This is a genomic window from Sphingomonas hankookensis (genome assembly GCF_001619955.1).
Lineage (GTDB): Bacteria > Pseudomonadota > Alphaproteobacteria > Sphingomonadales > Sphingomonadaceae > Sphingomonas > Sphingomonas hankookensis_A.
In genome coordinates, this window is sequence record NZ_LQQO01000001.1 from 112,404 (window position 1) to 134,917 (window position 22,514).

The following is a 22,514-nucleotide window of genomic DNA, read 5'->3' on the forward strand; positions in this document are numbered from 1 at the left end:
CGTCAGTGGCGGCGTCCGACACCCTTCCGGACGCCGCTTCGGTCGCCTATGCCACGACCATGCGTGCGATCCGTAATATCGTGGTCCTGACCGGAGCCGGCGTATCGGCGGAATCGGGCATCGCCACCTTTCGCGGCCCCGGCGGGTTGTGGGAAGGGCACCGGGTCGAGGATGTGTGCACGCCACCGGCGCTGCGGGCCGATCCGGCGCTGGTCCATCGCTTCTACGACCTCAGGCGCGCGGCGCTGGCGACGGTGGAGCCCAATGCGGCGCATCATGCGCTGGCGGCGCTCGACCGTGCATGGGCCGACGAGCTGCTGATCGTCACGCAGAATGTCGACGATCTGCACGAACGGGCGGGGACGGAGCGGCTGCTGCACATGCACGGCGCGCTCAGGTCCGCATTGTGCGCGCAGTGCGGCGCGCGCCAGGAATGGAGCGGGCCGCTGCCGCCGGGCAGCCGCTGCGGCACGTGCGATGCACCGGCGCTGCGGCCCGACATCGTGTTCTTCGGCGAAATCCCCTATGCGATGGACCGGATCGTCGAGGCGATCGGCGCGTGCGACCTGTTCGTGTCGATCGGCACGTCGGGCGCGGTCTATCCCGCCGCCGGCTTCGTCGAATGGGCGAACGATCGCGGCGCGGCGACGCTCGAACTCAATCTGGAGCGATCGGCCGGGTCGGACCGGTTCGACGACAGCCGGCTCGGCCCGGCGGGCGAGCTGGTGCCCGCCTGGGTCGCCGAACTGCTATCGTCACAATAGCCGGTCGAGCGTGATCGGCAGGTCGCGGACGCGGGTGCCGGTCGCGTTGTAGACCGCGTTGGCGACCGCCGCCGCGACGCCGGTAATGCCGATCTCGCCGATGCCATGCGCACCCATCGGTGCGTGCGGATCGGGAATGTCGGTCCAGATCACGTCGATCTCCGGCACGTCGAGATGCACGGGGACGTGATATTCGGCCAAGCTGGGGTTCATGATCCGGCCGTTGCGTTCGTCGAAGTGCGTTTCCTCCATCAACGCCATGCCCAGCCCCATGACGATGCCGCCCCTGAACTGGCTGGCGGCGGTGCGGGGGTTGAGGATGCGGCCGCAGTCGAACGAGCCGAGGAAGCGGCGGATACGGATCTCGCCGGTGACGCGGTTGACGCCGACTTCGCAGAACAGGGCGCTGTGCGAATGCATCGACCAGTGCATGAATTCGAACGGCATCGATCCGGCCTTGGTCACGCTGACGCTATCACGCTGCGCTCGGGCGAGGATCGAGGCGTAGCGTTCGCGCCGGGTCGGGTCATCCAGCTTCGCAAGCGCGCCGCCGTCGCTGCCGACCTCGTCCGCCGACAGGCCGGCCAGCGGGGAGTCGTTGCCGGCCAGCTTCAGCAGGGTCGTCACCAGTTCGGCATGCGCCGACATGACCGCCGCGCCGATCGCGGCGGTCTGTTGCGAACCGCCGGCCATGATCGCGCCGGGAATGTCGCTGTCGCCATAGCCAACCTCGACATGATCCAGCGGAAGGCCGAGGCGTTCGGCGGCGACGATCGCGGTTGTGGTCGCGGTGCCCATGCCCATTTCGGCGGCGGCGACCTCTACCTTCGCATAGATCTCATCGCCTGCGCGGCGCAGCGTGATGCGCGCCTTGGCCCCGGGCATGCGGTAATAGGGATAGGTGCCGGTCGCGCAACCCATGCCGATCTGCCATTCGCCCTCGCTCCGGGCGCCGGGGGCGGCGGGGCGGGCGTCCCAGCCGAAGCGCTGCGCCCCGTCACGCCAGGCCTGTACGATATGGCGCGAGGAGAAGGGCAGGCCGCTGGTCGGGTCCTTGTCCGGCTCGTTGCGGATGCGCAGTTCGACCGGATCGATGCCCAGGTCGACCGCCAGCTCGTCGATCGCCGATTCCAGCGCGAACGTGCCGACCGCCTCGCCCGGCGCGCGCATGAAGGTGTTGGCGATCATGTTCATCCGCGCCACGTCGACCTGCAGCAGCAGGTTCGGCACGGCATAGGCGCTGCGGGTGCCGAGGATGAACGGTTCGGGCATGGCGTTGTGCGGCGTCATCACCGACAGGCCGGTATGGACCAGCGCCTCGAACCGGCCGTCCGCGCTCGCGCCGATCGCCACCCGTTGTTCGGTCAGCGTGCGTCCGCCGACGGTGCGGTACATCCCCTCGCGCGACAGGGCGATGCGGACCGGCCGACCGGACAGGCGTGCGGCGGCGGCGGCGATCACCTGATGATCCCACAGCCCCTTGCAGCCGAAACCGCCCCCGACATAGGGCGAGGTCAGGCGGACCTGGTCGGGCTTCAATCCGAAGACGTCGGCCATGGTCTGCGCCTGCTGCGTCACCATCTGGCTGGCGTCGCGAATGATCAGACGGTCGCCGTCCCATTTCAGCGTCGCGGCATGGGGTTCGATCGGGTTGTGGTTGTGGCGCGGCGTGCGATAGCGCTGGTCGACCCGGTGCGCCGCCTTTGCCAGCGCCCCCTCCGCATCGCCGATCGCGTTGCGCAGCGGCTGGCCCATGAACAGCGCCTGTTCGGTGCCGTTCGCCTTTGCCGTGGCAAGGTCGGTGGTCGACGGCGCTGCGGCATAGGTCACGTCGAGCAGCGCGACGGCGTGATCCGCCTGTTGCTGCGTTTCGGCCAGGACGCAGGCGACCGGCTGCCCGTTCCAGTGGATGCGGTCGTCCTGGAAGATGGCGAGGTCGTGGGGACCGACGGCGCTCGGCGAACTGCCGAACATCGGCGCCTTGGCCATGTGCGGGGCGTTGCGATGGGTCATCACCAGCAAGACGCCCGGCGCCGCCTCCGCCGCCTGCGTATCGATCGCCGCGATCCGTCCGCGCGCGATCGTCGAATAGGCAAGCGCGGCATAGACCATGCCATCGAAGCGGTGCTCCGCCGCGAAGGCCGCGCCGCCGGTCACCTTCAGATTGCCGTCGAGGCGCGAGACGGGCTTGCCGATCAAACCGTGCTTGCGCGCGATCAGCGGGTCGGGGGTGCCACCGGGCATCCAGCGGTCGGGGGCGAGCGGCACGACCTTTTGCAGCGTACCCATCACCAGCCCCTGCATCTTCTGCTTGGCGGAATCGACAATGCTCATGCCGCTTCTCCCTTGGTCAGCGCGCCCAGCACGGCGGCCATCGTCCGGCCGGCCAGTGCCGGTTTGAAGCCGTTGTCCCGCAGCGGCTGTGCATCGGCAAATTCGGCGGCGGCGGCGTCGAGGAACGCCTGATGACCGGCCGGGCGCCCGCGCAGCATCGTCTCAGCGGTCGAGGCGCGCCACGGTTTGTGCGCGACGCCGCCGAACGCGATGCGCAGGTCGGCGATGCGGTCGCCGTCCATCTCGACTGCCGCCGCGACCGAGACGAGCGCGAAGGCATAGCTCGAACGGTCGCGGACCTTGCGATAGGTCGAATTCGCACCGAAGCGCAGCGGCGGCAGCTCGATCGCGGTGACGAGGTCGCCGGGCTCCAGCACCGTATCCCGATCCGGCCGGTCGCCGGGCAGGCGGTGCAACTCGGCAAGTGGCAACGTCCGCGATCCCGTCGCGCCGTCGACATGGACGATGGCGTCCAGCGCGGTCAGCGCGACGCACATGTCGGACGGGTGCGTCGCGACACAGGCGTCGGACGCCCCCAGCACGGCATGGATGCGGTTGAACCCGCCCAGCGCGTCGCAACCGGTGCCGGGCGCACGCTTGTTACAGCGCGACCCTTCGGCATCGTAGAAATAGGTGCAGCGCGTCCGCTGGAGCAGGTTGCCGCCGACCGTCGCCATGTTGCGGATCTGCGCCGACGCCCCGGCCAAGATCGCGCGGGTCAGCATCGGGTAGCGGCGGCGCACCAGCCGATGTTCGGCGAGCGCGGTGTTGCGCGTGGCGGCTCCGATCATCAACCCGCCCTCGGCGGTTTCGTCGATCGCGGCGGGCAGGGCGCTGACATCGACCAGCATCGACGGTTCGGCCAGCCGCTCGCGCATCAGGTCGACGAGATTGGTGCCGCCGCCGAGATAGGCGGCACCGTTCGCGCCGCCCATCCGCTGCGCCTCGGCACGATCGGTGGCGCGGGCATAGGTGAACGGGGTCATGCCGCGACCTCCGCCGCGACGGTCGCGCGAATGGCATCGATGATCCCGTTATGCGCGCCGCAGCGGCAGAGATTGCCGCTCATCCGCTCGCGGATCTCCTCGCCGGTAAGCGTGACCGTCGCCGACAGGTCGTCGGTCACCACGCTCGGCACCCCGCGCCGTGCCTCCGCCGCCATGCCGATCGCCGAACAGATCTGCCCCGGCGTGCAATAGCCGCACTGGAAGCCGTCATGGTCGATGAACGCCTGTTGCAGCGGGTGGAGCGCGTCGCCGTCCGCGACCCCTTCGATCGTTGTGATCTGCCGCCCGGCATATTGCACCGCCAGCGCGAGGCACGACAGGATGCGTTCGCCATCGACCAGCACGGTGCAGGCTCCGCATGCGCCCTGGTTGCAGCCCATCTTGGTGCCGGTCAGGTGCAGCCCCTCGCGCAGATGTTCCAGCAGCGAGACGCGGGGATCGGCGGGGAGCGCCACTTCCTTTCCATTGACGATCAACGACATGGCAAGTCTCCGATTCCGAAGCTGACGCGCAGGAGCAGAACAGGTTGCGGGCCTGCCGTCGAGCAGTTTCGGTCGAACGGTACGGACGCTGCGGTAGCCGGCGGGCCTGCGCGAAACTCGCTCGCGCAGACCGGCTGTCCGCAATCAGCTACCCGGTCGCGCAAAGCTATCACGATGATCGCGAACGAAGTCCGCGAAGCTGTGTGGTGCCTGTCCGGTAAGGCGTTCGATCTCGAACGTCGGGTCGATGTCGTGATGCCCGGCGACGACGTCGGCGAACTGCACCACCAGTCCCTTCGCCATCCAGCGCGAATTGCCGGTCAGGCGGAGGAGCGCGCGAAATAGCGGGGTCGGCAGGTCGAGATAACGGACCTTGTGGCCGACCGCCGCCGACAGGCGCTTCGCGGCCTCCTTCATGTCGAGCGTTTCCGGCCCGGTCAGAAAATAGGTCGCGCTGTCATGGCCATCCTGCATCAGGACCGTCGCGGCGACGCGGGCGACGTCGCGCGTATCGATCCAGGAAACCGATCCCGTGCCGGTCACCTGCGGCAGGAAGCCCCGGGCGATCGGGTCCTTGAACCACAGGAAATTCTGCATGAAGGCGGTGGGCTTCAGGATCGTCCAGCCGATGCCTGCCGCGCGCAGATGATGATCAATCAGCGCATGCGTCCGCGCCCACGGCACCGGCGATCGCACATTCCCGTCCGATGCGGAAATCTTGACGATCCGGCCGATCCCCGCGCGTTTGGCCGCGTCGATCGCTGCGGTTTCCTGCGCGAACTGGTTCGGGGTGGGCGGCGTAATCAGGAACATCGTGTCGCAACCCTGCATCGCGCCCGCCAGCGTCTCCGGCCGATCGAAGTCGCCGAGGACGCCGTCGATGCCCTGCCTGGCGAACGCGTCGACCTGTTCCTGCTTGCGCGCCATGGCGCGGAACGGCGTTCCTGCGGCCTTGAGCAGCCGGCACACTTCGCCACCGATGCCGCCGGTGGCTCCGGAGATCAGAATCATGGGGGAGGGTCCTTCGACGTTGAGGAACTAGAGAGCGTCGGACGGGTCGAGCCGCTCCGAAATCACCGCGATCATGGCGTGGAGCGTCGCGATCGCCTCGCGGATGCGCGGCACGCCGATCCGATCGACGATCGCTTCGTCCAGCGGTGCGACGGCCTGCTCGGCGCCGATCAGCGTCGTCGATCCGGCGGGCGTCAGCACGACCAGCTTGGCCCGGCGGTGATGCGGGTTGGGATAGAAGGCGACCAGCCCCCGTTCGGCCAGCAGATCGGCGATGCGCTGCACCGCCTGCCGGGTCAGCCCCATGGCGCGGGCGATCGACGCCACGGTATGCGGGGCGGGCGAATAGTGCAGGGCGGCCAGCACCTGCCACCACGCGCTGGTCAACCCGAGCGCGGCGACCAGATCGTTACCCGCACTGACCAGCCGCCCATTGGCGCCGAAGACCGACAGCGCGAGTTCGCGGACATCGGGGTGAAGATCGGACATAGCCGCTGTACTCAAGTTGACAATATGTTGTCATAATCAGGATGGGCCGGGTTGGTTCCATAGCCAAGTGGCTACCCTGCAGTCCTTTGGGTTCAGAAGGGCGAGGCGACGGTGCCGGCCCCGGTCAATAGGCCCATTCGGGATCGGTGGTGAACACGATCGTCAGCCACCGGTCGGGGCTATCCTTGCCCAACGCATCGCCAATGGCGTCGCGCAGCAGGTCCCATTCCTCCAGCCGGCGGGCCGGCCAATGTTCGGGAACGATGAAGGCAAGCTCGATCTGGATGCCCCGGCCGACCCGGGCGACGAACGCGCGGTGGCCGACGAAACCGTGCTGCTCGACCACCTTGCCGGCAACTTCCTCAACCTGAGTCCACAGGTCGCGGGGCGTCACCAGCAGGATTTCGGACAGCGCCTTGCGCACGGTCGCGAACGGCCCGGGGATGATGACGACGCAGACGAGGATCAACGCGATCGGATCGACATAGGGCGCGATCCAGCCATATGGCCCGCCCTGTACGGCAAAGCCGATGATGAATGACAGGAACAGCGCACCGCTCAGCGCCGATGTCATCGCCCATGCCCGCGCATCGAGCGCGACGAAGGCCGATCCGATCGAACGGTTGGCGCGCCGGACGAGTACGGCCATGCCCATATCGACCAGCAGGCTGGCGCCGGTAAAGGCCATTACCGGCCCGAAGGCGAGCGCATGGCCGCCGGAAAGGATCGCGCCGACGGCGTTGATGATCGCATAGACGCTCGCACCGATCAGCAGGGTGCCGTTGACCCCCAGCACGAGCGGTTCGAGGTGCCAGAACCCCATGGTGAAGCGCCGGCTGTAGATGCCGCCCGCCGCGTCGGCGGTATTGGAGGCGGCGATCAACCGGGCGACGAGCAATGCCATCCCGGTCATCGCCGCGTCGATCAAGCCATAGACCCCGTCGAACACGATAGCCGACGACCCGACCACGATGCCAATACCGGCGCCGGCCATCGCCAACACGATGGTAACGACGACGGACAGGCGCAGTATACCTTGTTCGGTCTTCATGCCGCACCTGTGCCTCATTTCGAGGGCCGCTGTCATCGCCATTCCCGCAAAACCCGGGACTAGCGGTTTCGCTAGTGGAACGCCCGGCGACGAGGCGGAGCAGCAATGGCGTCCGAAGCAGGATCGGCGCCTTTGCGGATCGTTGGAGGCGGTGTCGTCACGCGATGGCCGGAGGTAGCCGGTCGGACGCATTCAAATCCGGGCAAATGTCCTAAAGCAACCCGCTCATGCACCGGGGGTAGCGTTCGCAGCGACGCGCAAATCATAAGGGAAAAGGTTGCCGCACCTTCCGCGAAATATCGCTGGAATGGTGACCCCTACGGGAATCGAACCCGTGTTTCAGCCGTGAAAGGGCCGCGTCCTAACCGCTAGACGAAGGGGCCGTGAAGGCGTGAGCGGGCTGTTAGGGGAGGGATTTGGATTGGTCAACAGACTTTTGCATTTTTCTCAATCCGCCCAGGCCATGTCGTCGATGTGCAGTTCGGCGGCGGGGCGGCTGCCCCAGTCGTCGAGCTTTGCCCGGCCCGCCAGCCATAGCTTGCGGTGCGGTGGGGCGCCCAATAGTGCCATGCCGAGCTCGGTTTCGGCCTGGCGGAACGCCACGCCCTTGAACCGGCGGCCGTCGTCGCCGGTCAGGATCGCGCGGACATGGCCGTTGCCGACGACATCGGCCTTCACGATCCGCACGGGTCCTGCCGCCACGCGCGGCGCGGGCCAGCCCATGCCGTAGGGGCCACCGGCCTCCAACGCTTCGATCAGCAGCGGGCTGACCCCGCCGGGGGCAAGCACCGCGTCGACCAGCAGCGCGCGGTCCTCGCGGGCGCGCTCGACCGGTTCGGCCATGCGGGTGTGGAGGAAGTCGGCGAGCGCGGGGATCGCATACTCGGCAACGGTCACGCCCGCCGCCGCGGCATGGCCGCCGCCCGCGCTGACCAGCCCCAGCTCCTTGGCGGCCAGGATCGTCGCCCCCATGTCGACGCCGGGGATCGACCGGCCCGATCCCTTGCCGACGCCATGGTCGTCGATCGCGATCACCAGGACGGGACGGCCGAGTTTTTCCTTCAGCCGCCCGGCCACGATGCCGATGACGCCGGGATGCCAGCCGCGCCCGCTGACCACCACGCAGCCGCGCGAGTCCTGCGCGCGCGCCGACAGGTCGGCCTGCGCCTGCACATCGCCTTCGATCACGCGGCGTTCCTCGTTCAGCCGATCCAGTTCGACCGCCAGCGCACGCGCTTCCTCCGGGTCCTGCGTCGTCAGCAGCCGGACGCCCAGGTCCGATTTGCCGACGCGCCCGCCGGCATTGATCCGCGGCCCGAGCGCGAAGCCGAGATCGGTGCAGGTCGGCGCGCGGGTCAGGCGCGATGCCTCGATCAGTGCGGCGAGGCCGATATTCTGCCGCCGGGCCATGACCTTCAGCCCCTGCGCCACGAACGCCCGGTTCAGTCCGCGCAGTTGCGCCACATCGGCCACGGTGCCAAGCGCGACCAGATCGAGCAAGTCGAGCAGCTTCGGTTCGGCGCGCCCTGCGAAGAAGCCGCGCGCGCGCAACGTCCGCACGAGTGCCGCCGCCAGCAGGAACGCGACACCGACCGCCGCCAGATGGCCATGCGCCGCACCTTCGCCCTCGTCCAGACGGTTGGGGTTCACCACCGCCAGCGCAGGCGGAAGCTGCGTCGTGCACTGGTGATGGTCGACCACCAGCACATCGACCCCGGCATCGCGGGTAGCGGCGAGCGCATCGAACGCCTGTGCGCCGCAATCGACGGTGACGATCAGCGTCGCTCCTTCCCCGGCCAGCCGCAGCATCGCCGGGGCGTTGGGGCCATATCCCTCCAGCTGCCGGTCGGGAATATAGGGGCGGGCGGCAAGGCCCAGGTCGCGTAGCAGCCGGACCAGCAATGCTGAAGACGTCGCGCCGTCGACATCGTAATCGCCGAAGATCGCGACCGATTCCTTCGCCATCACCGCATCGGCCAGTCGTTCGGCGGCACGATCCATGTCGCGGAAGATCGACGGGTCGGGCATGAATTCGCGGATGCTGGGCGCCTTGTGCGCCGCCAGCCCTTCGCGCGGACAGCCGCGAGCCAGCAGGATACGGGTGACGAGATCGTCGGCGACGAACCCGTCGTCGCACACATCGCCCTCCAACCCGCGCCAGCGCCACGGCTGTCCCAGGATCGAGCGATGCACATTGAGTACGGAACGCATCGCCGCGCTGTACCCGTTGGGCAGGGAGCGGTCCAGCGGGGCGCATCTCCTCTGGAAATTCTTGCCCCAAGCGCGCAAAGACCCTGCCCATGAAGCGCAAGACCGGACAAGACCGCAGCATCACCGCCAACTGGCGCCCCGCAACGCAGGCCGTGCGCGGCGGCACCGCGCGCAGCGAATATGGCGAGACGTCGGAGGCGTTGTTCCTCACTTCGGGCTATGCCTATGACTGCGCGGGCGATGCCGCCGCGCGGTTCGCGGGCGAGCAGGTCGGCATGACCTATTCACGGTTGCAGAACCCGACGGTCGAGATGCTCGAAGAACGCATCGCGCTGCTCGAAGGGGCGGAGGCATGCCGGACGATGGCGACCGGCATGGCGGCAATGACGGCGGCATTGCTCAGCCAGTTGTCGGCGGGCGACCATCTGGTCGGCGGGCGCGCCGCGTTCGGCTCGTGCCGCTGGCTGACCGATACGCTGCTGCCCAAATTCGGGATCGAAACCGACGTGGTCGACGCGCGCGATACGCAGGCGTTCATCGATGCCAGCCGGCCGAATACGAAGGTCTGGTTCTTCGAGACGCCGGCCAATCCGACGATGGACGTCGCCGACCTGACCGCGATCTGCGCGGCGGCGCGCGAGCGGGGCATCGTCACCGTCGTCGACAACGCCTTTGCCAGCCCCGCGCTGCAACGGCCGATGGATTTCGGCGCCGACGTCGTCGCCTATAGCGCCACCAAGCTGATGGAAGGGCAGGGCCGCGTCCTCGCCGGCGCGGTGTGCGGGACGAAGGCGTTCATCGACGACGTGCTGCTGCCCTTCACGCGCAATACCGGGCCGACGCTCAGCGCGTTCAATGCGTGGGTGGTGCTGAAGGGTCTGGAAACGCTCGACCTGCGTGTGATGCGCCAGTCGGAAAACGCGCTGAAGGTCGCGAGCTTCCTCGAACAGCGCGTGCCCAAGATCAACGCGCCGGGCCTGCCCAGCCATCCGCAGCATGAACTGTGCATGCGGCAGATGAAGATGGCCGGGCCGATCTTCTCGTTCGAACTCGATGGCGGGCGTGCCCAGGCGCACGGGCTGCTCGACGCGCTGCAACTGATCGACATCTCGAACAATATCGGCGATTCGCGCTCGCTGATGACGCATCCGGCCTCCACCACCCATTCGGGCGTGGCCGAGGAAAAGCGGATCGAGATGGGCATTTCCGAAGGCATGATCCGCATCAATGTCGGCCTCGAAGACGCCGAGGACCTGATCGCCGATCTGGACCAGGCATTGCGGGCGGTCGCCCTATGAAAGCGCTGTTCCCGCACGAGGCGACGACCGGCGGTATCGTGGTGCGGGTATCGGCGACCTATCTGCCCGAACAGTCGCAGCCTGCGCAGGGCCGCTGGTTCTGGGCCTATCATATCCGCATCGAAAACGGGTCGGAGCGTACCGTCCAGCTGCTGACCCGCCACTGGATCATCACCGACGGACGCGGTGAACGGCATAGCGTGGAGGGCGAAGGCGTGATCGGCGAACTGCCCGTGATCGAACCCGGCGGCAGCTTCGACTATGTATCGGGCTGTCCCTTGTCGACCTCCAGCGGGGCGATGCAGGGCAGCTATCACATGCTGGCCGATGATGGAGAGACGTTCGACGTGACGATCCCGCGCTTTGCCCTGCTGGCCCCGGCGGTCGGCGCATGAAGCGGACGCATCTTCCGCTCAACGGCCTGCGCGTGCTCGATGCCGCCGCGCGCCATCTGTCGTTCACCCGTGCCGCCGACGAACTGGCGGTGACCCCGGCGGCGGTCGGGCAGCAGGTCCGCGCGCTGGAGGATACGCTGGGCGTCGTGCTGTTCCGGCGCACCACGCGCGGTCTGGAACTGACGCCGGAGGGCGAGGCCGGGCTGGCGGCGCTGCGCGGCGGGTTCCTGCAGTTCGAGGAAGCGGTCCGCGCGATGCAGGCCGGGCAGTCGTCCAAGTCGCTGACCATCGCCGCGCCGCGCGACCTGACGCAGAAATGGCTGTTGCCGCGCCTGTCGCGCATCGCCGCCGCCGACCCCGAACTGCGCTTTGCGCTGGTCGCGGCCGACGACGCGCTCGACTTCACCGAAGCCAATCTCGACCTCGCCATCCGCTGGGGCGAAGGACCCGGCGCGCATGAGGGCGAGGCGCTGGAATCGGACGGAATGGTAACCGTCGAGCGCGCAGGCGGCGGTGCCGATACGCGGATCGGCTGGCCCGGCTGCAACCCCGAGGATGCTTCGGCGCTGGTACGGGTCGCCGATGCCGGGCTGGCGATCGACGCGGCGGCAGCGGGGCTGGGCCGGGCGACCGTTCCCGAACTGCTCGCACGCGATGATGTGGCGGCCGGACGGGTCGTGGTGGTCGGGGAGCCGAAGTCGGGGCGGCTCGGCTATTGGCTGGTGGCGCCGTTGCCGCAGTGGCGACAGGCGAAGGTAAAGGCGCTGGTCGACGCGCTGGCGGGGTAGGGCATAGCCCGCATTGCCTGCCCTCAACCCATTCTACCACGCCGCGCGCTTGCCCCGGCGGGCGTCCCGCGCCATCTGGAAGCCATGCACACCGCCACTGATACGCTCGCCCTGATCGGCCATACCCCGCTCGTCCGGTTGAAGGGGCCGAGCGAGGCGGCGGGGGCGGAGATTTTCGCCAAATGCGAATTCGCCAATCCCGGCGCCAGCGTGAAGGACCGTGCCGCGCTGTCGATCGTCGAGGATGCGGAGGCGCGCGGCCTGATCCAGCCCGGCGGCACCATCGTCGAAGGGACGGCGGGCAATACCGGTATCGGGCTGGCGCTGGTCGCCAATGCCAAGGGCTATCGCTCGATCATCGTCATGCCCGAGACGCAGAGCCGCGAGAAGATGGACACGCTCCGCGCGCTGGGCGCCGAGCTGGTGCTGGTGCCCGCCGCACCCTATTCCAACCCCGGCCATTTCGTGCACACCAGCCGCCGGATCGCCGAGGAGACGCCGAACGCGATCTGGGCGAACCAGTTCGACAACATCGCCAACCGCCGCGCGCACATCACCGGCACGGCGGCCGAAATCTGGGAGCAGATGGGCGGGCGGATCGACGGCTTTACCTGTGCGGCGGGAACCGGCGGCACGCTGGCCGGCGTCGGGCTGGGGCTGAAGGAGAAGGACGAATCGGTCACCATCGCGCTGACCGATCCGCATGGCGCGGCGCTGTACGACTATTATGCCCATGGCGAGTTGCGGTCCGAAGGAACGTCGGTCGCCGAAGGGATCGGCCAGGGGCGGATCACCGCCAACCTCGACGGCGCGCCGATCGATACCCAGTTTCGCGTGTCGGACGAGGAGGGCATGGTCTGGGTTCGCCGGCTGCTGGCGGAGGAGGGGCTGTGCCTTGGCCTGTCGTCGGGCATCAACGTCGCGGGCGCGGTGCTGCTGGCGCGGCAACTGGGGCCGGGCAGCCGGGTGGCGACGATCCTGTGCGACACCGGGTTCCGCTATCTCTCCACGCTGTACAATCCCGAATGGCTGGCGGCGAAGGGGTTGGCGGTCGACAGCGGGGCGACTTCGGCGTAACACCGCGCCCAGATGACGCCGCGATCGGATCAATCCCAGTTATTGCAACGCCTGCGCGTCGGCGCGACCGGATTGGTGCTGGTCGTGCTGCTGATCGTGCTCGCCAGCGCCTTGTTCCGCTCGGCGATCGACGAACCGCCGATCGGCGAGGATGTGACGGCGGTCGATGAACAGGCCAATGTCGCTGTCGCGAACCTGACGCCCACCGGCAATCCGGACGAGCCGCTGGCCGAACTCGGCATCTCGCCCGGCGCCGCGCCAAGCAACAGCACGGGCTTGCCCGAGGTTCGCTGAACCCCCTTCGTACCTGATCGTACAGGTCACCCCGGCGAAAGCTGGGATCTTCCGGTGATTGCGCACAGCACGAGCCGCACGAGACCCCAGCCGTCGCTGGGGTGACGTAGCGCTCTGCCGTTTTCCCATCCTCGCCCAGTGTCGCCCAACCACCGGTGGGGCGTCATCCAATCGGCACGTCCGCAAAAGATGGGCGAACAAACAACGTACATCCCAAAACTGCCCGTCCAGTGGTGCTTTTTCCCATTCTCACCCAACTTCGCCCATTGTTACCCAGGTTGCATTTTGGTACGTCTCGGACGTCACAGGGGGCAGGTCCTGGGATCGTCGATTCAAACCGCGCGGCGCGTATTTGCCGGGCGCGACGCACGTCCTGCGTGACCGAAATGGGGCTGTGTTGGAGAGGGAACTCTACCTGAGCTACGGGCTACAGGCGGTCGACGCGAAGGGTCGCGTCGCAGTGCCTGCCAAGCTGCGCTCGGTGCTGGAGAAGAACGCCGACGCCCGCGAACTCCTGCTCAAGCGGCACGGCAAGCATGTCTGCCTCAGCGCGTTCGATGCCGCCTGGCCGAAGATCCTCTACTCCCGCAAACCCCAGGGCAGCGACGAGGATGTCGACACCGATTACAACGTCGCGGGCAAGGCGTTCGGCAATCTTGAGACCGCGCCGTTCGACAGCGCCGGGCGCTTCGTCCTGCCGACCTTTTACCGCCGCCGCGCGAAGATCGACAAATGGGCGTTCTTCCACGGGCGCGGCGACACGTTCAACATCTGGGACCCGCACACGTTGATCGCCGACACGGAAATCGACGCCGACACGCGCGAGCTGTGCGAGTTCCTGATGGAAGAAAAGGGGCTGGTGTGAGCGACGCGCCGCATATCCCCGTCCTGATGACCGAAGCGGTCGCGGCGCTCGCGATCCAGCCGGGCGAGACGCATGTCGACGCGACCTTCGGTGCGGGCGGCTATACCCGCGCGATGCTGGCCGCCGGTGCGCGGGTCATCGCGTTCGACCGCGATCCGACCGCGCATGACGCCGCCGCGCCGCTGCTCGCCGAAGCAGGCGACCGGCTGACGCTGATCCGTGCGCCGTTTTCGGCGATGGCCAGCGAACTGGCGGCGCGCGGCATTGACGCGGTCGACGGCGTCGTCATGGATATCGGCGTGTCGTCGATGCAGCTCGACCAGGCCGATCGCGGCTTCTCGTTTCAACAGGACGGTCCGCTCGACATGCGGATGAGCCGGGAAGGCATCACTGCGGCCGAATGGCTGAACACCGCCGCCGAGGCAGAGATTTCGGACGTGCTCGACCGCTATGGCGAGGAACCGCGCCATCGCCGCGTCGCGAACTTCATCGTCGGGGCGCGGCCGCTGGCGCGGACCGGTGAGCTCGCCGCGGTCGTCCGCCGGGCGCTGGGCCATCGTCCGCATGAGAAGAAGGACCCGGCGACCCGCGCGTTCCAGGCGATCCGCATCCACCTGAACGACGAACTGGGCGAGCTGACCGCCGGGCTCGACGCGGCGGAGCGGGTGTTGCGGCCGGGCGGGCGGCTGTCGGTGGTCAGCTTCCACAGCCTCGAGGATCGCATCGTAAAGCGGTTCCTGCGGGAGCGCGGCGGCGCGATGCCGGCCGGGTCGCGCCACCGTCCGGTGGTGGCGCAGGGTCCGGCTCCGAGTTTCACCGACATCGCGAAGGCGGTGCGGCCGAGTGACGAAGAAGTATCGGTCAACCCCCGCGCGCGGTCGGCGACTCTGCGGGTCGGGGTTCGCACGGCGTCCGCGCCGTGGAGTTCGAACGGGAGTGCGATGGGATGAGTGCGTTCGGGTTCGGGACTTTGGGTAAATTGGTCGCGGTCGGCGTGATGGCGCCGGCCTTCTACCTCGTCATTTCGCAAGGGGCGGCGGAACGCAGCCGGGTCGAGGCGGTCGAACGCTCGATCGTGCAGGCGCGCAAGGACATCCGCGCGCTGGAAACCGAATTCGACACCCGCGCGAACATGGCGCAGCTCGAACGCTGGAACGGCGACGTCCTGGCGCTCGCCGCGCCGCGCGCCGAACAGTTCGTCGGCGGCGAGCATCAGCTGGCGTCGCTGCCGGGCCGGACCGAGGGCGGCAATGTCGCGCTGGCCTATGTCGTGCCGAGCGCACCGATGGAAATCGCCGCCGTGCCCGAACCGACCCTTGCCGAAGCGACCGCGCCTGCCGCGACCCCGGTCAAGGCGGACAAGGCCAAGGCGGCGGCCAAGCCGGTCGGCGCGGTCCGCACGGCGGCGGTGATCCCCGCCAAGGCGCGGGCGGTGGCGATGCTCGACCGCACGCTGCTCAGCGACGCGACGATGGCCGACCTCGCCCGTTCCGCCCGCAAGGAGGCGGCCCGTCCGTGATCGTCGTCGTGGCGCCCCCTCTTCATCAGCAACGGGCCGACGGTGCGCGGCACACCCTGGTCAACATCGCCCATTACCGGCTGATGGTGCTGATGCTGCTGTTCGCGGCGGGCGTCACGGTCATCCTCGCGCGGCTGATGCTGCTGGCGGTCGCCGCCGAACCGCGTTCGGCCATCGCGGCGGAGGCGGCCTTGGTGCCGTTGCGCGGCGATCTGGTCGACCGCAACGGCGCGCCGCTCGCCCGCACCATCGACGCCTGGTCGATCGCGGTGCGCCCGGACAAGGTGATCGGCGACAAGAAGCAGCTGGCGGGGCAACTCGCCGCGCTGATGCCGGAACAGGATGCCGGCTATTATTATGCGCAGCTGAACCTCGATCGCAATTTCGTCTATCTGCGCCGTCGCGCTTTGCCCGAACTGGTGCAGGCGGTGAACGCGCTGGGCGAGCCGGGCATCGCGCTCGGCCGCGAACCCGAACGCCTCTATCCACAAAGCGCCATGGCGGCGCATGCGCTCGGCTATCTCGACATGGACGGTCGCGGCGTGCGCGGCATGGAGAAGTTCCTGAACGCGCGGCTGGTCGACCCGGCCGAGCGCGGGCGGCCGGTCGCGCTCAGCCTCGACCTGCGGGTGCAGGCTGCGCTGGAAAGCGAACTCGCCAATGCGATGGCGGTGTTCCAGGCGCGCGGCGCCGGCGGCATCGTGCTCGACAGCGACACGGGGGAGGTGATCGCGATGACCTCGCTCCCGACCTTCAATCCCAATGCCGTGACCGCCAATACCGGGCAGATGAACACGGTGACGCAGGGCGTGTACGAACTGGGATCGGCGTTCAAGCCGCTGACCATGGCTGCCGCGCTCGACAGCGGCGTCGCGCCGTCGCTGTCGAAGCGCTATGACGCGACGCAGCCGCTTGCGGTCGGGGGTTTTCGCATCCGCGACGACCATGCGCAGAAGCGCTGGCTCAACATCCCGGAGACGCTGGTCCATTCGTCGAACATCGCGACGGCACGCATCGCCGACGAAATGGGGCAGGCGCGCATGGAAAAGCTGTTCCGTGCGCTCCATTTCGATACCGCACCTGACATCGAACTCGAAAAGTCGCGCACCATCTGGCCGCATTACTGGGGCCGGACCACGACGATGACGACCGCCTATGGCCATGGCATCGCCGTCACGCCGCTGCACCTCGCCAGCGCCTATGCCGCGCTGGTCAATGGCGGCATCTGGCGTCCGGCGACCATGCTGAAGCTGAAGCCGGGCGAGGCGCCGGCCGGCAGCCGGGTGTTTACCGAGGCGACCAGCGCGAAGATGCGCGCGCTGCTGCGGCTGATCGTCACCGACGGCACCGGGCGCAAGGCGGAGGCACCGGGTTTCCGTGTCGGTGGCAAGACCGGCACCGCCGAAACGGTGGGCGCGGGCGGCGGCTATTCTAAGAAGGTCAACGTTTCGACCTTCGCCGCCGTCTTCCCGATGGATCGCCCGCGCTATGTCGTGATCGCGATGCTCGACAGCCCGAAGGGAACGAAGGAAACCTTCGGCTTCACCACCGCCGCCTGGACCGCTGCGCCGGTCGTCAGCCGAGTGATTTCGCGCACCGGCCCGTTGCTGGGGGTGATTCCCGACGCCAATGCCGATATTGACCTCGCCGGATTGCGCTCGCTGCTGTGGCGGGCGCCGGGTGATGCGAAGAAGCTGGCGAACGTCGAATGAAATTAGGAACCATCACGGGCGGCGATGAACCGCAGACGGTGACCGGCTTCGCGATCGATCATCGCAAGGTCGCACCGGGCACGATCTTCGGCGCGTTCGACGGGGCGCGGGTCAATGGCGAGGACTTCATCCCCGCCGCCATCGCCGCTGGCGCGATCGCTGTCGTCGCCCGGCCAGAAGCGGTGGTCGAGGGCGCGGTCCACATCGCGGCACGCGACCCGCGCGAGGCGTTTGCCCGCGCCGCCGCGCAGTTCTTCGCGCCGTTCCCGCCGACCTGCGTCGCGGTGACCGGCACCAACGGCAAGACCAGCACCGTCGAAATGGTGCGCCAGCTGTGGCGGATGCAGGGGCACCACGCCGCGTCGATCGGGACGCTGGGGGTGACCACCGCCGACGAACGCGTCGTCACCGGCCTGACCACCCCCGACATCGTCACCTTCCTGTCGAACGTCGCAGGGCTGGCGCGCGAAGGCGTGACCCATGTCGCGTTCGAGGCGTCGAGCCACGGCCTGTCGCAATACCGCACCGAAGGGCTGCCGGTCCGTGCGGCGGCGTTCACCAATCTCAGCCGCGATCACCTCGACTATCATGGCGACATGGCGAGCTATCTGACCGCCAAGCTGCGTTTGTTTTCCGAAGTGCTGGCCGATGACGGCGTAGCGGTCGTGTGGATCGACGATCCCCATGCCGACCGCGTGATGGACCTTGCCCGCGTCCGCGGCAACCGCCTGATCACCGTCGGCGAACATGGCGAGACGCTGCGGCTGGTCGGCCGCGAACCGAGCCTGCTCGGACAAGCGCTGACGATCGAGGCGGAGGGCGCGACCCACAAGGTGCAGTTGCCGCTGATCGGCGCCTATCAGGCGGCAAACGCGCTGACCGCCGCCGGCCTCGTACTGGCGACCGGCGGCACGCTGGCGGCGACGCTGGCGGGCCTCGCCCGGTTGCAGCCGGTGCGCGGGCGGCTGGAGCGTGCGGTGATCCTGCCCAATGGCGCGCCGGTCTATGTCGATTACGCACATACCCCCGACGCGCTCGAAGCGGCCATCGCCGCGTTGCGTCCCCATGCCGAGGGGCGGCTGATCGTCGTGTTCGGCGCGGGCGGCGACCGCGACAACGGCAAGCGGGCGCCGATGGGCGAGGTCGTGGCGGCGCAGGCCGACGTCGCGATCGTCACCGACGACAATCCCCGGACCGAGGATGCGGCGCAGATTCGTGCGCAGGTGCTGGCAGGCGCTCCCAGCGCGACCGAGATCGGCGACCGTCGTGCCGCCATTCGTGCGGCATGCGACATGGCGCAGCCGGGTGATATCGTGCTGATCGCGGGCAAGGGCCATGAACAGGGCCAGATCGTCGGCGACATGATCCTGCCGTTCGACGACGTACAGGTGGCGCGTGACTGTGCGGGCTGACGTGCCGCTCTGGACCGCCGCCGCCATCGCCGCCGCGACCGGGGGCACCGCTTCCGCCGATTTCACCGTGAACGGTGTTGCTTTCGACAGCCGAGAGGTCGGGCCGGGCGACCTGTTCGTCGCGCTTTCCGGCGAGGCGACCGACGGCCACCGCTTCGTGGGGCAGGCGTTCGCGCAAGGGGCTGCAGGCGCGATCGTGTCGCGGCCGGTCGACGGGCCGCACGTGCTGGTCAACGACACCACCGTCGCGCTGAACCAGCTCGCTACCGCGTCGCGCGCCCGTACGTCGTCGCGGATCATCGGCGTGACGGGATCGGTCGGCAAGACCGGGACCAAGGAAGCGCTGTTCGCCGCGCTCGACCGCATTACCCACGGCAACGCCCATCGTTCGGTCAAGAGCTACAACAACCATACCGGCGTGCCGCTGAGCCTCGCGCGGATGCCGGCCGCTACCCAAGCGGCGGTGTTCGAAATGGGCATGAACCATGCCGGCGAGCTGTCGCAGCTGACCCGCCTCGTTCGCCCCGAAGTCGCCATCGTCACCACCATCGCCCCCGCGCACACCGAATTCTTCACCGGTGAAGACGCCATCGCTCGCGCCAAGGGTGAAATCTTCGAAGGGCTGGTCGAGGGCGGCATTGCCATCGTGCCGTTCGACAGCCCGCATCGCGACACGCTGATCGCCGCAGCCCGGCCCCATGCCGGCAGGATCGTCACCTTCGGCCTGCGCGAAGGGGCCGATGTCCGCGCGATCGAGCATGTCCGCATGTCGGGCGGCGATAGCTTCGTCACCGCGCGGCTGGGATCGCGTGAGGTCAGCTACACCCTCGCCCCGCCCGGCGAACATTGGGTCGCCAATTCGCTGGCGGTGATGGCGGCGGTCGATGCGATCGGCGGTGACCTTGGCGTCGCTGGCCTTGCACTGGCCGACCTAGAGGGGCTTGCCGGACGCGGTGCCCGCCGCAAGCTGAAGCTGGCGGGCGGCGACGCGTTGCTGATCGACGAAAGCTACAACGCCAACCCGGCATCGATGCGTGCGACGCTGAAGGTACTCGCCGCCGAGCGCGCCGACCGGCGCATCGCGGTGTTGGGCGAAATGCGCGAGCTGGGCGAGTCGTCCGACGCCTATCACGCCGCGCTGGCGGTCCCCATCGACGAAGCGGGCGTTTCGCGCGCCGTGTTGGTGGGGGAGGGCATGCTTCCCCTCGCCAAGGCGCTTGAGGGCCGCATCGAAACCGTCCATGTGCCCGACGCCGCCGCCGCCGCACGGGTCCTGTCCGACCTGATCGCGCCGGGCGATGCGGTGCTCGTAAAGGGATCGAACGGGGTGGGGCTGGCGCGGGTCGTCGCCGACCTGTGGGGCCAGGACTGATGTTGTACGAAATCGCCGAATATCTCGGCTTTCCCGGGGTGCTGAACCTGTTCCGCTATCTGTCGTTCCGCACCGGCGCGGCGACGGCGACGGCGCTGCTGATCGGCCTCGTCATCGGGCCGCGCTTCATCGGCTGGCTGCGCGTGCGACAGGGCAAGGGGCAGCCGATCCGTCTCGACGGGCCGCAAAGCCACCTCGCCAAGCGCGGCACGCCGACCATGGGCGGGCTGATGATCCTGACCGCGCTCGCGACGTCGGTGCTGTTGTGGATGGACCTCGCCAACCCCTTCGTCTGGGCGTGCCTGTTCGTGACGTTGGGCTTTGCGGCGATCGGGTTCCTCGACGATTATGACAAGGTGCGAAAGGCCAGCACGGCGGGCGTTTCGGGCCGCACGCGCCTGCTGCTCGAATTTCTGATCGCCGGCATCGCCAGCTGGATCATCATCCGCCAGACCGGCACGATGCTCTACGTGCCGTTCTTTTCGAACGTCGCGATCGATCTCGGGCCGTTCTACATCGTCTTCGCCGCCTTCACGATCGTCGCGTTCGGCAACGCCGTGAACCTGACCGACGGGCTGGACGGCCTCGCGACGATGCCGGTCATCATCGCCTCGGTCGCGCTGATGCTGATCGTGTACATGGTCGGCAACGCCAAGTTCGCCGCCTATCTCGGCATCCCGCACGTGTTGGGAGCGGGCGACCTGTCGCTGTTCTGCGGCGCGATCGTGGGCGCGGGGCTGGCGTTCCTGTGGTACAATGCCCCTCCGGCGGCGGTATTCATGGGCGATACCGGCAGCTTGGCGCTGGGCGGTGCGCTGGGGGCGATCGCGGTGTCGTCGCACCATGAAATCGTGCTGGCGATCATCGGCGGCCTGTTCGTGGTCGAGGCGCTGAGCGTCATCATCCAGGTGTTCTGGTACAAGCGCACCGGCAAGCGCATCTTCCGCATGGCGCCGATCCACCATCATTTCGAACAGCTCGGCTGGGCTGAGGCCACGGTCGTGATCCGCTTCTGGATCATCGCCTTCGTGCTGGCGCTCGCCGGCCTCTCGACGCTGAAGCTGCGGTGATCACCGCTGCCGCCTGGGCGGGGAAGAAGTTCGCGGTGCTGGGGCTGGCTCGCTCTGGCGCCGCGACGGTGCGCGCGTTGCTGGCGGGTGGCGCGGAAGTCGTTGCGTGGGATGGAGATGGGGCGAAGCGCGACGCCCTTTCTCCCTCTCCCCGCTCGCGGGGAGAGGGGACTTCTCCTTCTTCTCCGACGACAGCACTCGCGACACCCCCTCTCCCAACCCTCTCCCCCATGGGGGAGAGGGCTTTGGTCATCGCCGATCCGTTGTCGATCGACCTCACCGGCTTCGATGGCGTCGTCGTGTCTCCCGGCGTACCGCTCAACCGCCACCCGATCGCCGCCCACGCCGGCGACACCCCCATCATCGGCGACATCGAACTCTTCGCCCAGGCCCGCGCCGACCTGCCGCCGCACAAGGTCGTCGGCATCACCGGCACCAACGGCAAGTCGACCACCACCGCGCTGATCCACCACATCCTCGAACAGGCCGGCATCCCCACACGCATGGGCGGCAATATCGGCCTGCCGATCCTCGCGCAGGACCCGCTGCCCGCCGGCGGCGTCTATGTCCTCGAACTGTCGAGCTACCAGATCGACCTGACCCGCAGCCTCGACTGCGACGTCGCGGTGCTGCTCAACATCACCCCCGACCATCTCGACCGCTATGCCGGTTTCGGAGCCTATGCCGCGTCCAAGGCCCGTCTGTTCGCGATGCAGTCGTCCGGTCGTGTTGCGGTGATCGGCACAGGCGATGCGGCGTCTGCCGCGATTGCGGACACCGTTCCGCACGCCGTCCGCATCGCCGTCCCGGCCGAAGCGCCGGCTTTCGGTCCCGCGCTCGCCGGCCCGCACAACGCCCAGAACGCGCTGACCGCCATCGCCGTCTGCGAGGCATTGGGCCTCGACACCGACACCATCCGCGCCGGCCTCCAAAGCTACCGGGCCTTGCCACACCGCATGGCGCACGTCGCCGACGTGAACGGCGTCGCTTATGTCGACGACAGCAAGGCGACGAACCCCGATTCCACCGCGCCCGCGCTCAACGCGTTCGCACGCATCCACTGGATCGTCGGCGGGCTTGCCAAGTCGGACGACCTCGATGCCTGCCGCCCCGGTTTCGGCAATGTCGTCCACGCCTATACCATCGGCACCGCCGCGCAGCGCTTTGCCGAACTTCTGCAACCCGACATGGCCGTAACCATCGCCAACACATTGGACGAGGCGGTGAAATTGGCCGCGACAGCCGCGCGACCCGGCGATACCGTATTGCTGTCGCCGGCGTGCGCGTCGTTCGACCAGTTCAGCGATTTCGAAGCGCGGGGCCGCGCCTTCGCGGCGGCAGTGGGGGCATTGCAATGACGGAT

Annotated in this window: 21 protein-coding genes and 1 tRNA gene; 14 read left to right on the top strand and 8 right to left on the bottom strand. The window is 68.3% G+C overall.

Annotated features, from left to right (window positions below; translation table 11 throughout):
* Nucleotides 1-59 precede the first annotated feature (59 nt).
* Nucleotides 60-764: an NAD-dependent deacylase gene (locus tag AVT10_RS00595; RefSeq protein ID WP_066688027.1), complete on the top strand. Its 705-nt coding sequence runs from the start codon at nt 60-62 to the stop codon at nt 762-764.
* On the opposite strand, the gene AVT10_RS00600 is transcribed toward AVT10_RS00595, so the two are convergent.
* The 8 genes from AVT10_RS00600 to recJ all read right to left on the bottom strand — a co-directional run bounded on the left by AVT10_RS00600 (nt 756) and on the right by recJ (nt 9,349).
* The gene (locus AVT10_RS00600; protein WP_066686935.1) at nt 756-3,098 is read right to left on the bottom strand and encodes a xanthine dehydrogenase family protein molybdopterin-binding subunit; all 2,343 of its coding nucleotides are present in this window, start codon (nt 3,096-3,098) and stop codon (nt 756-758) included. The two genes, AVT10_RS00595 and AVT10_RS00600, sit on opposite strands and share 9 nt — an antisense overlap.
* A complete protein-coding gene (locus AVT10_RS00605; RefSeq protein ID WP_066686937.1) occupies nt 3,095-4,084 on the bottom strand; it encodes an FAD binding domain-containing protein in 990 nt (329 codons plus the stop codon). The genes AVT10_RS00600 and AVT10_RS00605 overlap by 4 nt, the downstream gene beginning before the upstream one ends.
* Nucleotides 4,081-4,587, bottom strand: a complete 507-nt coding sequence (locus tag AVT10_RS00610) for a 2Fe-2S iron-sulfur cluster-binding protein (protein WP_066686939.1) — start codon at nt 4,585-4,587, stop codon at nt 4,081-4,083. The genes AVT10_RS00605 and AVT10_RS00610 overlap by 4 nt, the downstream gene beginning before the upstream one ends.
* 144 nt (nt 4,588-4,731) lie before the next feature.
* Nucleotides 4,732-5,598 carry an SDR family oxidoreductase gene (locus tag AVT10_RS00615; protein WP_066686941.1) on the bottom strand — a complete coding sequence of 289 codons (867 nt, stop codon included), beginning with the start codon at nt 5,596-5,598 and terminating at the stop codon, nt 4,732-4,734.
* A gap of 27 nt (nt 5,599-5,625) precedes the next feature.
* The gene (locus AVT10_RS00620; protein WP_066686944.1) at nt 5,626-6,087 is read right to left on the bottom strand and encodes a MarR family winged helix-turn-helix transcriptional regulator; all 462 of its coding nucleotides are present in this window, start codon (nt 6,085-6,087) and stop codon (nt 5,626-5,628) included.
* 124 nt (nt 6,088-6,211) lie between these two features.
* On the bottom strand, nt 6,212-7,138 hold the full coding sequence (locus tag AVT10_RS00625; protein WP_066686946.1) for a cation diffusion facilitator family transporter: 927 nt from the start codon (nt 7,136-7,138) through the stop codon (nt 6,212-6,214).
* Nucleotides 7,139-7,446: 308 nt separating this feature from the next.
* Nucleotides 7,447-7,521, bottom strand: a tRNA-Glu gene (locus tag AVT10_RS00630).
* Between the two features lie 64 nt (nt 7,522-7,585).
* The gene (gene recJ / locus AVT10_RS00635; RefSeq protein ID WP_066686948.1) at nt 7,586-9,349 is read right to left on the bottom strand and encodes a single-stranded-DNA-specific exonuclease RecJ; all 1,764 of its coding nucleotides are present in this window, start codon (nt 9,347-9,349) and stop codon (nt 7,586-7,588) included.
* Between the two features lie 89 nt (nt 9,350-9,438).
* Between recJ and AVT10_RS00640 the strand changes: the two genes are divergently transcribed.
* The 13 genes from AVT10_RS00640 (at nt 9,439) to murD (ending at nt 22,509) form a co-directional block, all read left to right on the top strand.
* Entirely contained in the window at nt 9,439-10,647 is a 1,209-nt protein-coding gene (locus AVT10_RS00640; RefSeq protein ID WP_066686951.1) for a trans-sulfuration enzyme family protein, read from the top strand.
* Nucleotides 10,644-11,042: a Co2+/Mg2+ efflux protein ApaG gene (gene apaG, locus AVT10_RS00645; RefSeq protein ID WP_066686954.1), complete on the top strand. Its 399-nt coding sequence runs from the start codon at nt 10,644-10,646 to the stop codon at nt 11,040-11,042. Before AVT10_RS00640 ends, apaG begins: the two co-directional genes overlap by 4 nt.
* Nucleotides 11,039-11,830: a LysR family transcriptional regulator gene (locus AVT10_RS00650; RefSeq protein WP_066686957.1), complete on the top strand. Its 792-nt coding sequence runs from the start codon at nt 11,039-11,041 to the stop codon at nt 11,828-11,830. Before apaG ends, AVT10_RS00650 begins: the two co-directional genes overlap by 4 nt.
* 84 nt (nt 11,831-11,914) lie before the next feature.
* Nucleotides 11,915-12,907 (top strand): cysteine synthase A, encoded by a 993-nt coding sequence (locus AVT10_RS00655; protein ID WP_066686960.1) that lies wholly within the window; start codon nt 11,915-11,917, stop codon nt 12,905-12,907.
* A gap of 12 nt (nt 12,908-12,919) precedes the next feature.
* Nucleotides 12,920-13,201, top strand: a complete 282-nt coding sequence (locus tag AVT10_RS00660) for a hypothetical protein (RefSeq protein ID WP_232307818.1) — start codon at nt 12,920-12,922, stop codon at nt 13,199-13,201.
* Between the two features lie 352 nt (nt 13,202-13,553).
* On the top strand, nt 13,554-14,066 hold the full coding sequence (locus AVT10_RS18455; RefSeq protein WP_198158467.1) for a division/cell wall cluster transcriptional repressor MraZ: 513 nt from the start codon (nt 13,554-13,556) through the stop codon (nt 14,064-14,066).
* Between the two features lie 26 nt (nt 14,067-14,092).
* On the top strand, nt 14,093-15,016 hold the full coding sequence (gene rsmH / locus AVT10_RS00670) for a 16S rRNA (cytosine(1402)-N(4))-methyltransferase RsmH (RefSeq protein ID WP_420038490.1): 924 nt from the start codon (nt 14,093-14,095) through the stop codon (nt 15,014-15,016).
* A gap of 20 nt (nt 15,017-15,036) precedes the next feature.
* Entirely contained in the window at nt 15,037-15,585 is a 549-nt protein-coding gene (locus AVT10_RS00675; protein ID WP_157092654.1) for a hypothetical protein, read from the top strand.
* Nucleotides 15,582-17,297: a peptidoglycan D,D-transpeptidase FtsI family protein gene (locus tag AVT10_RS00680; RefSeq protein ID WP_066686975.1), complete on the top strand. Its 1,716-nt coding sequence runs from the start codon at nt 15,582-15,584 to the stop codon at nt 17,295-17,297. Before AVT10_RS00675 ends, AVT10_RS00680 begins: the two co-directional genes overlap by 4 nt.
* Nucleotides 17,294-18,709 (top strand): UDP-N-acetylmuramoyl-L-alanyl-D-glutamate--2,6-diaminopimelate ligase, encoded by a 1,416-nt coding sequence (locus AVT10_RS00685; RefSeq protein ID WP_066686979.1) that lies wholly within the window; start codon nt 17,294-17,296, stop codon nt 18,707-18,709. The genes AVT10_RS00680 and AVT10_RS00685 overlap by 4 nt, the downstream gene beginning before the upstream one ends.
* A 1-nt stretch (nt 18,710) precedes the next feature.
* Nucleotides 18,711-20,081 (top strand): UDP-N-acetylmuramoyl-tripeptide--D-alanyl-D-alanine ligase, encoded by a 1,371-nt coding sequence (locus AVT10_RS00690; RefSeq protein ID WP_066688028.1) that lies wholly within the window; start codon nt 18,711-18,713, stop codon nt 20,079-20,081.
* Nucleotides 20,081-21,151, top strand: a complete 1,071-nt coding sequence (gene mraY, locus AVT10_RS00695; protein WP_066688029.1) for a phospho-N-acetylmuramoyl-pentapeptide-transferase — start codon at nt 20,081-20,083, stop codon at nt 21,149-21,151. Before AVT10_RS00690 ends, mraY begins: the two co-directional genes overlap by 1 nt.
* A complete protein-coding gene (gene murD / locus AVT10_RS00700) occupies nt 21,148-22,509 on the top strand; it encodes a UDP-N-acetylmuramoyl-L-alanine--D-glutamate ligase (protein ID WP_066686982.1) in 1,362 nt (453 codons plus the stop codon). The genes mraY and murD overlap by 4 nt, the downstream gene beginning before the upstream one ends.
* The last annotated feature ends 5 nt before the right edge of the window (nt 22,510-22,514 follow it).

Coding starts and splice junctions, on each gene's coding strand:
- AVT10_RS00595 (WP_066688027.1), top strand. CDS start 60: ATGCGTGCGATCCGTAATATCGTGGTCCTGACCGGAGCCGGCGTATCG.
- AVT10_RS00600 (WP_066686935.1), bottom strand. CDS start 3,098: ATGAGCATTGTCGATTCCGCCAAGCAGAAGATGCAGGGGCTGGTGATG.
- AVT10_RS00605 (WP_066686937.1), bottom strand. CDS start 4,084: ATGACCCCGTTCACCTATGCCCGCGCCACCGATCGTGCCGAGGCGCAG.
- AVT10_RS00610 (WP_066686939.1), bottom strand. CDS start 4,587: ATGTCGTTGATCGTCAATGGAAAGGAAGTGGCGCTCCCCGCCGATCCC.
- AVT10_RS00615 (WP_066686941.1), bottom strand. CDS start 5,598: ATGATTCTGATCTCCGGAGCCACCGGCGGCATCGGTGGCGAAGTGTGC.
- AVT10_RS00620 (WP_066686944.1), bottom strand. CDS start 6,087: ATGTCCGATCTTCACCCCGATGTCCGCGAACTCGCGCTGTCGGTCTTC.
- AVT10_RS00625 (WP_066686946.1), bottom strand. CDS start 7,138: ATGAAGACCGAACAAGGTATACTGCGCCTGTCCGTCGTCGTTACCATC.
- recJ (WP_066686948.1), bottom strand. CDS start 9,349: ATGCGTTCCGTACTCAATGTGCATCGCTCGATCCTGGGACAGCCGTGG.
- AVT10_RS00640 (WP_066686951.1), top strand. CDS start 9,439: ATGAAGCGCAAGACCGGACAAGACCGCAGCATCACCGCCAACTGGCGC.
- apaG (WP_066686954.1), top strand. CDS start 10,644: ATGAAAGCGCTGTTCCCGCACGAGGCGACGACCGGCGGTATCGTGGTG.
- AVT10_RS00650 (WP_066686957.1), top strand. CDS start 11,039: ATGAAGCGGACGCATCTTCCGCTCAACGGCCTGCGCGTGCTCGATGCC.
- AVT10_RS00655 (WP_066686960.1), top strand. CDS start 11,915: ATGCACACCGCCACTGATACGCTCGCCCTGATCGGCCATACCCCGCTC.
- AVT10_RS00660 (WP_232307818.1), top strand. CDS start 12,920: ATGACGCCGCGATCGGATCAATCCCAGTTATTGCAACGCCTGCGCGTC.
- rsmH (WP_420038490.1), top strand. CDS start 14,093: ATGACCGAAGCGGTCGCGGCGCTCGCGATCCAGCCGGGCGAGACGCAT.
- AVT10_RS00685 (WP_066686979.1), top strand. CDS start 17,294: ATGAAATTAGGAACCATCACGGGCGGCGATGAACCGCAGACGGTGACC.
- mraY (WP_066688029.1), top strand. CDS start 20,081: ATGTTGTACGAAATCGCCGAATATCTCGGCTTTCCCGGGGTGCTGAAC.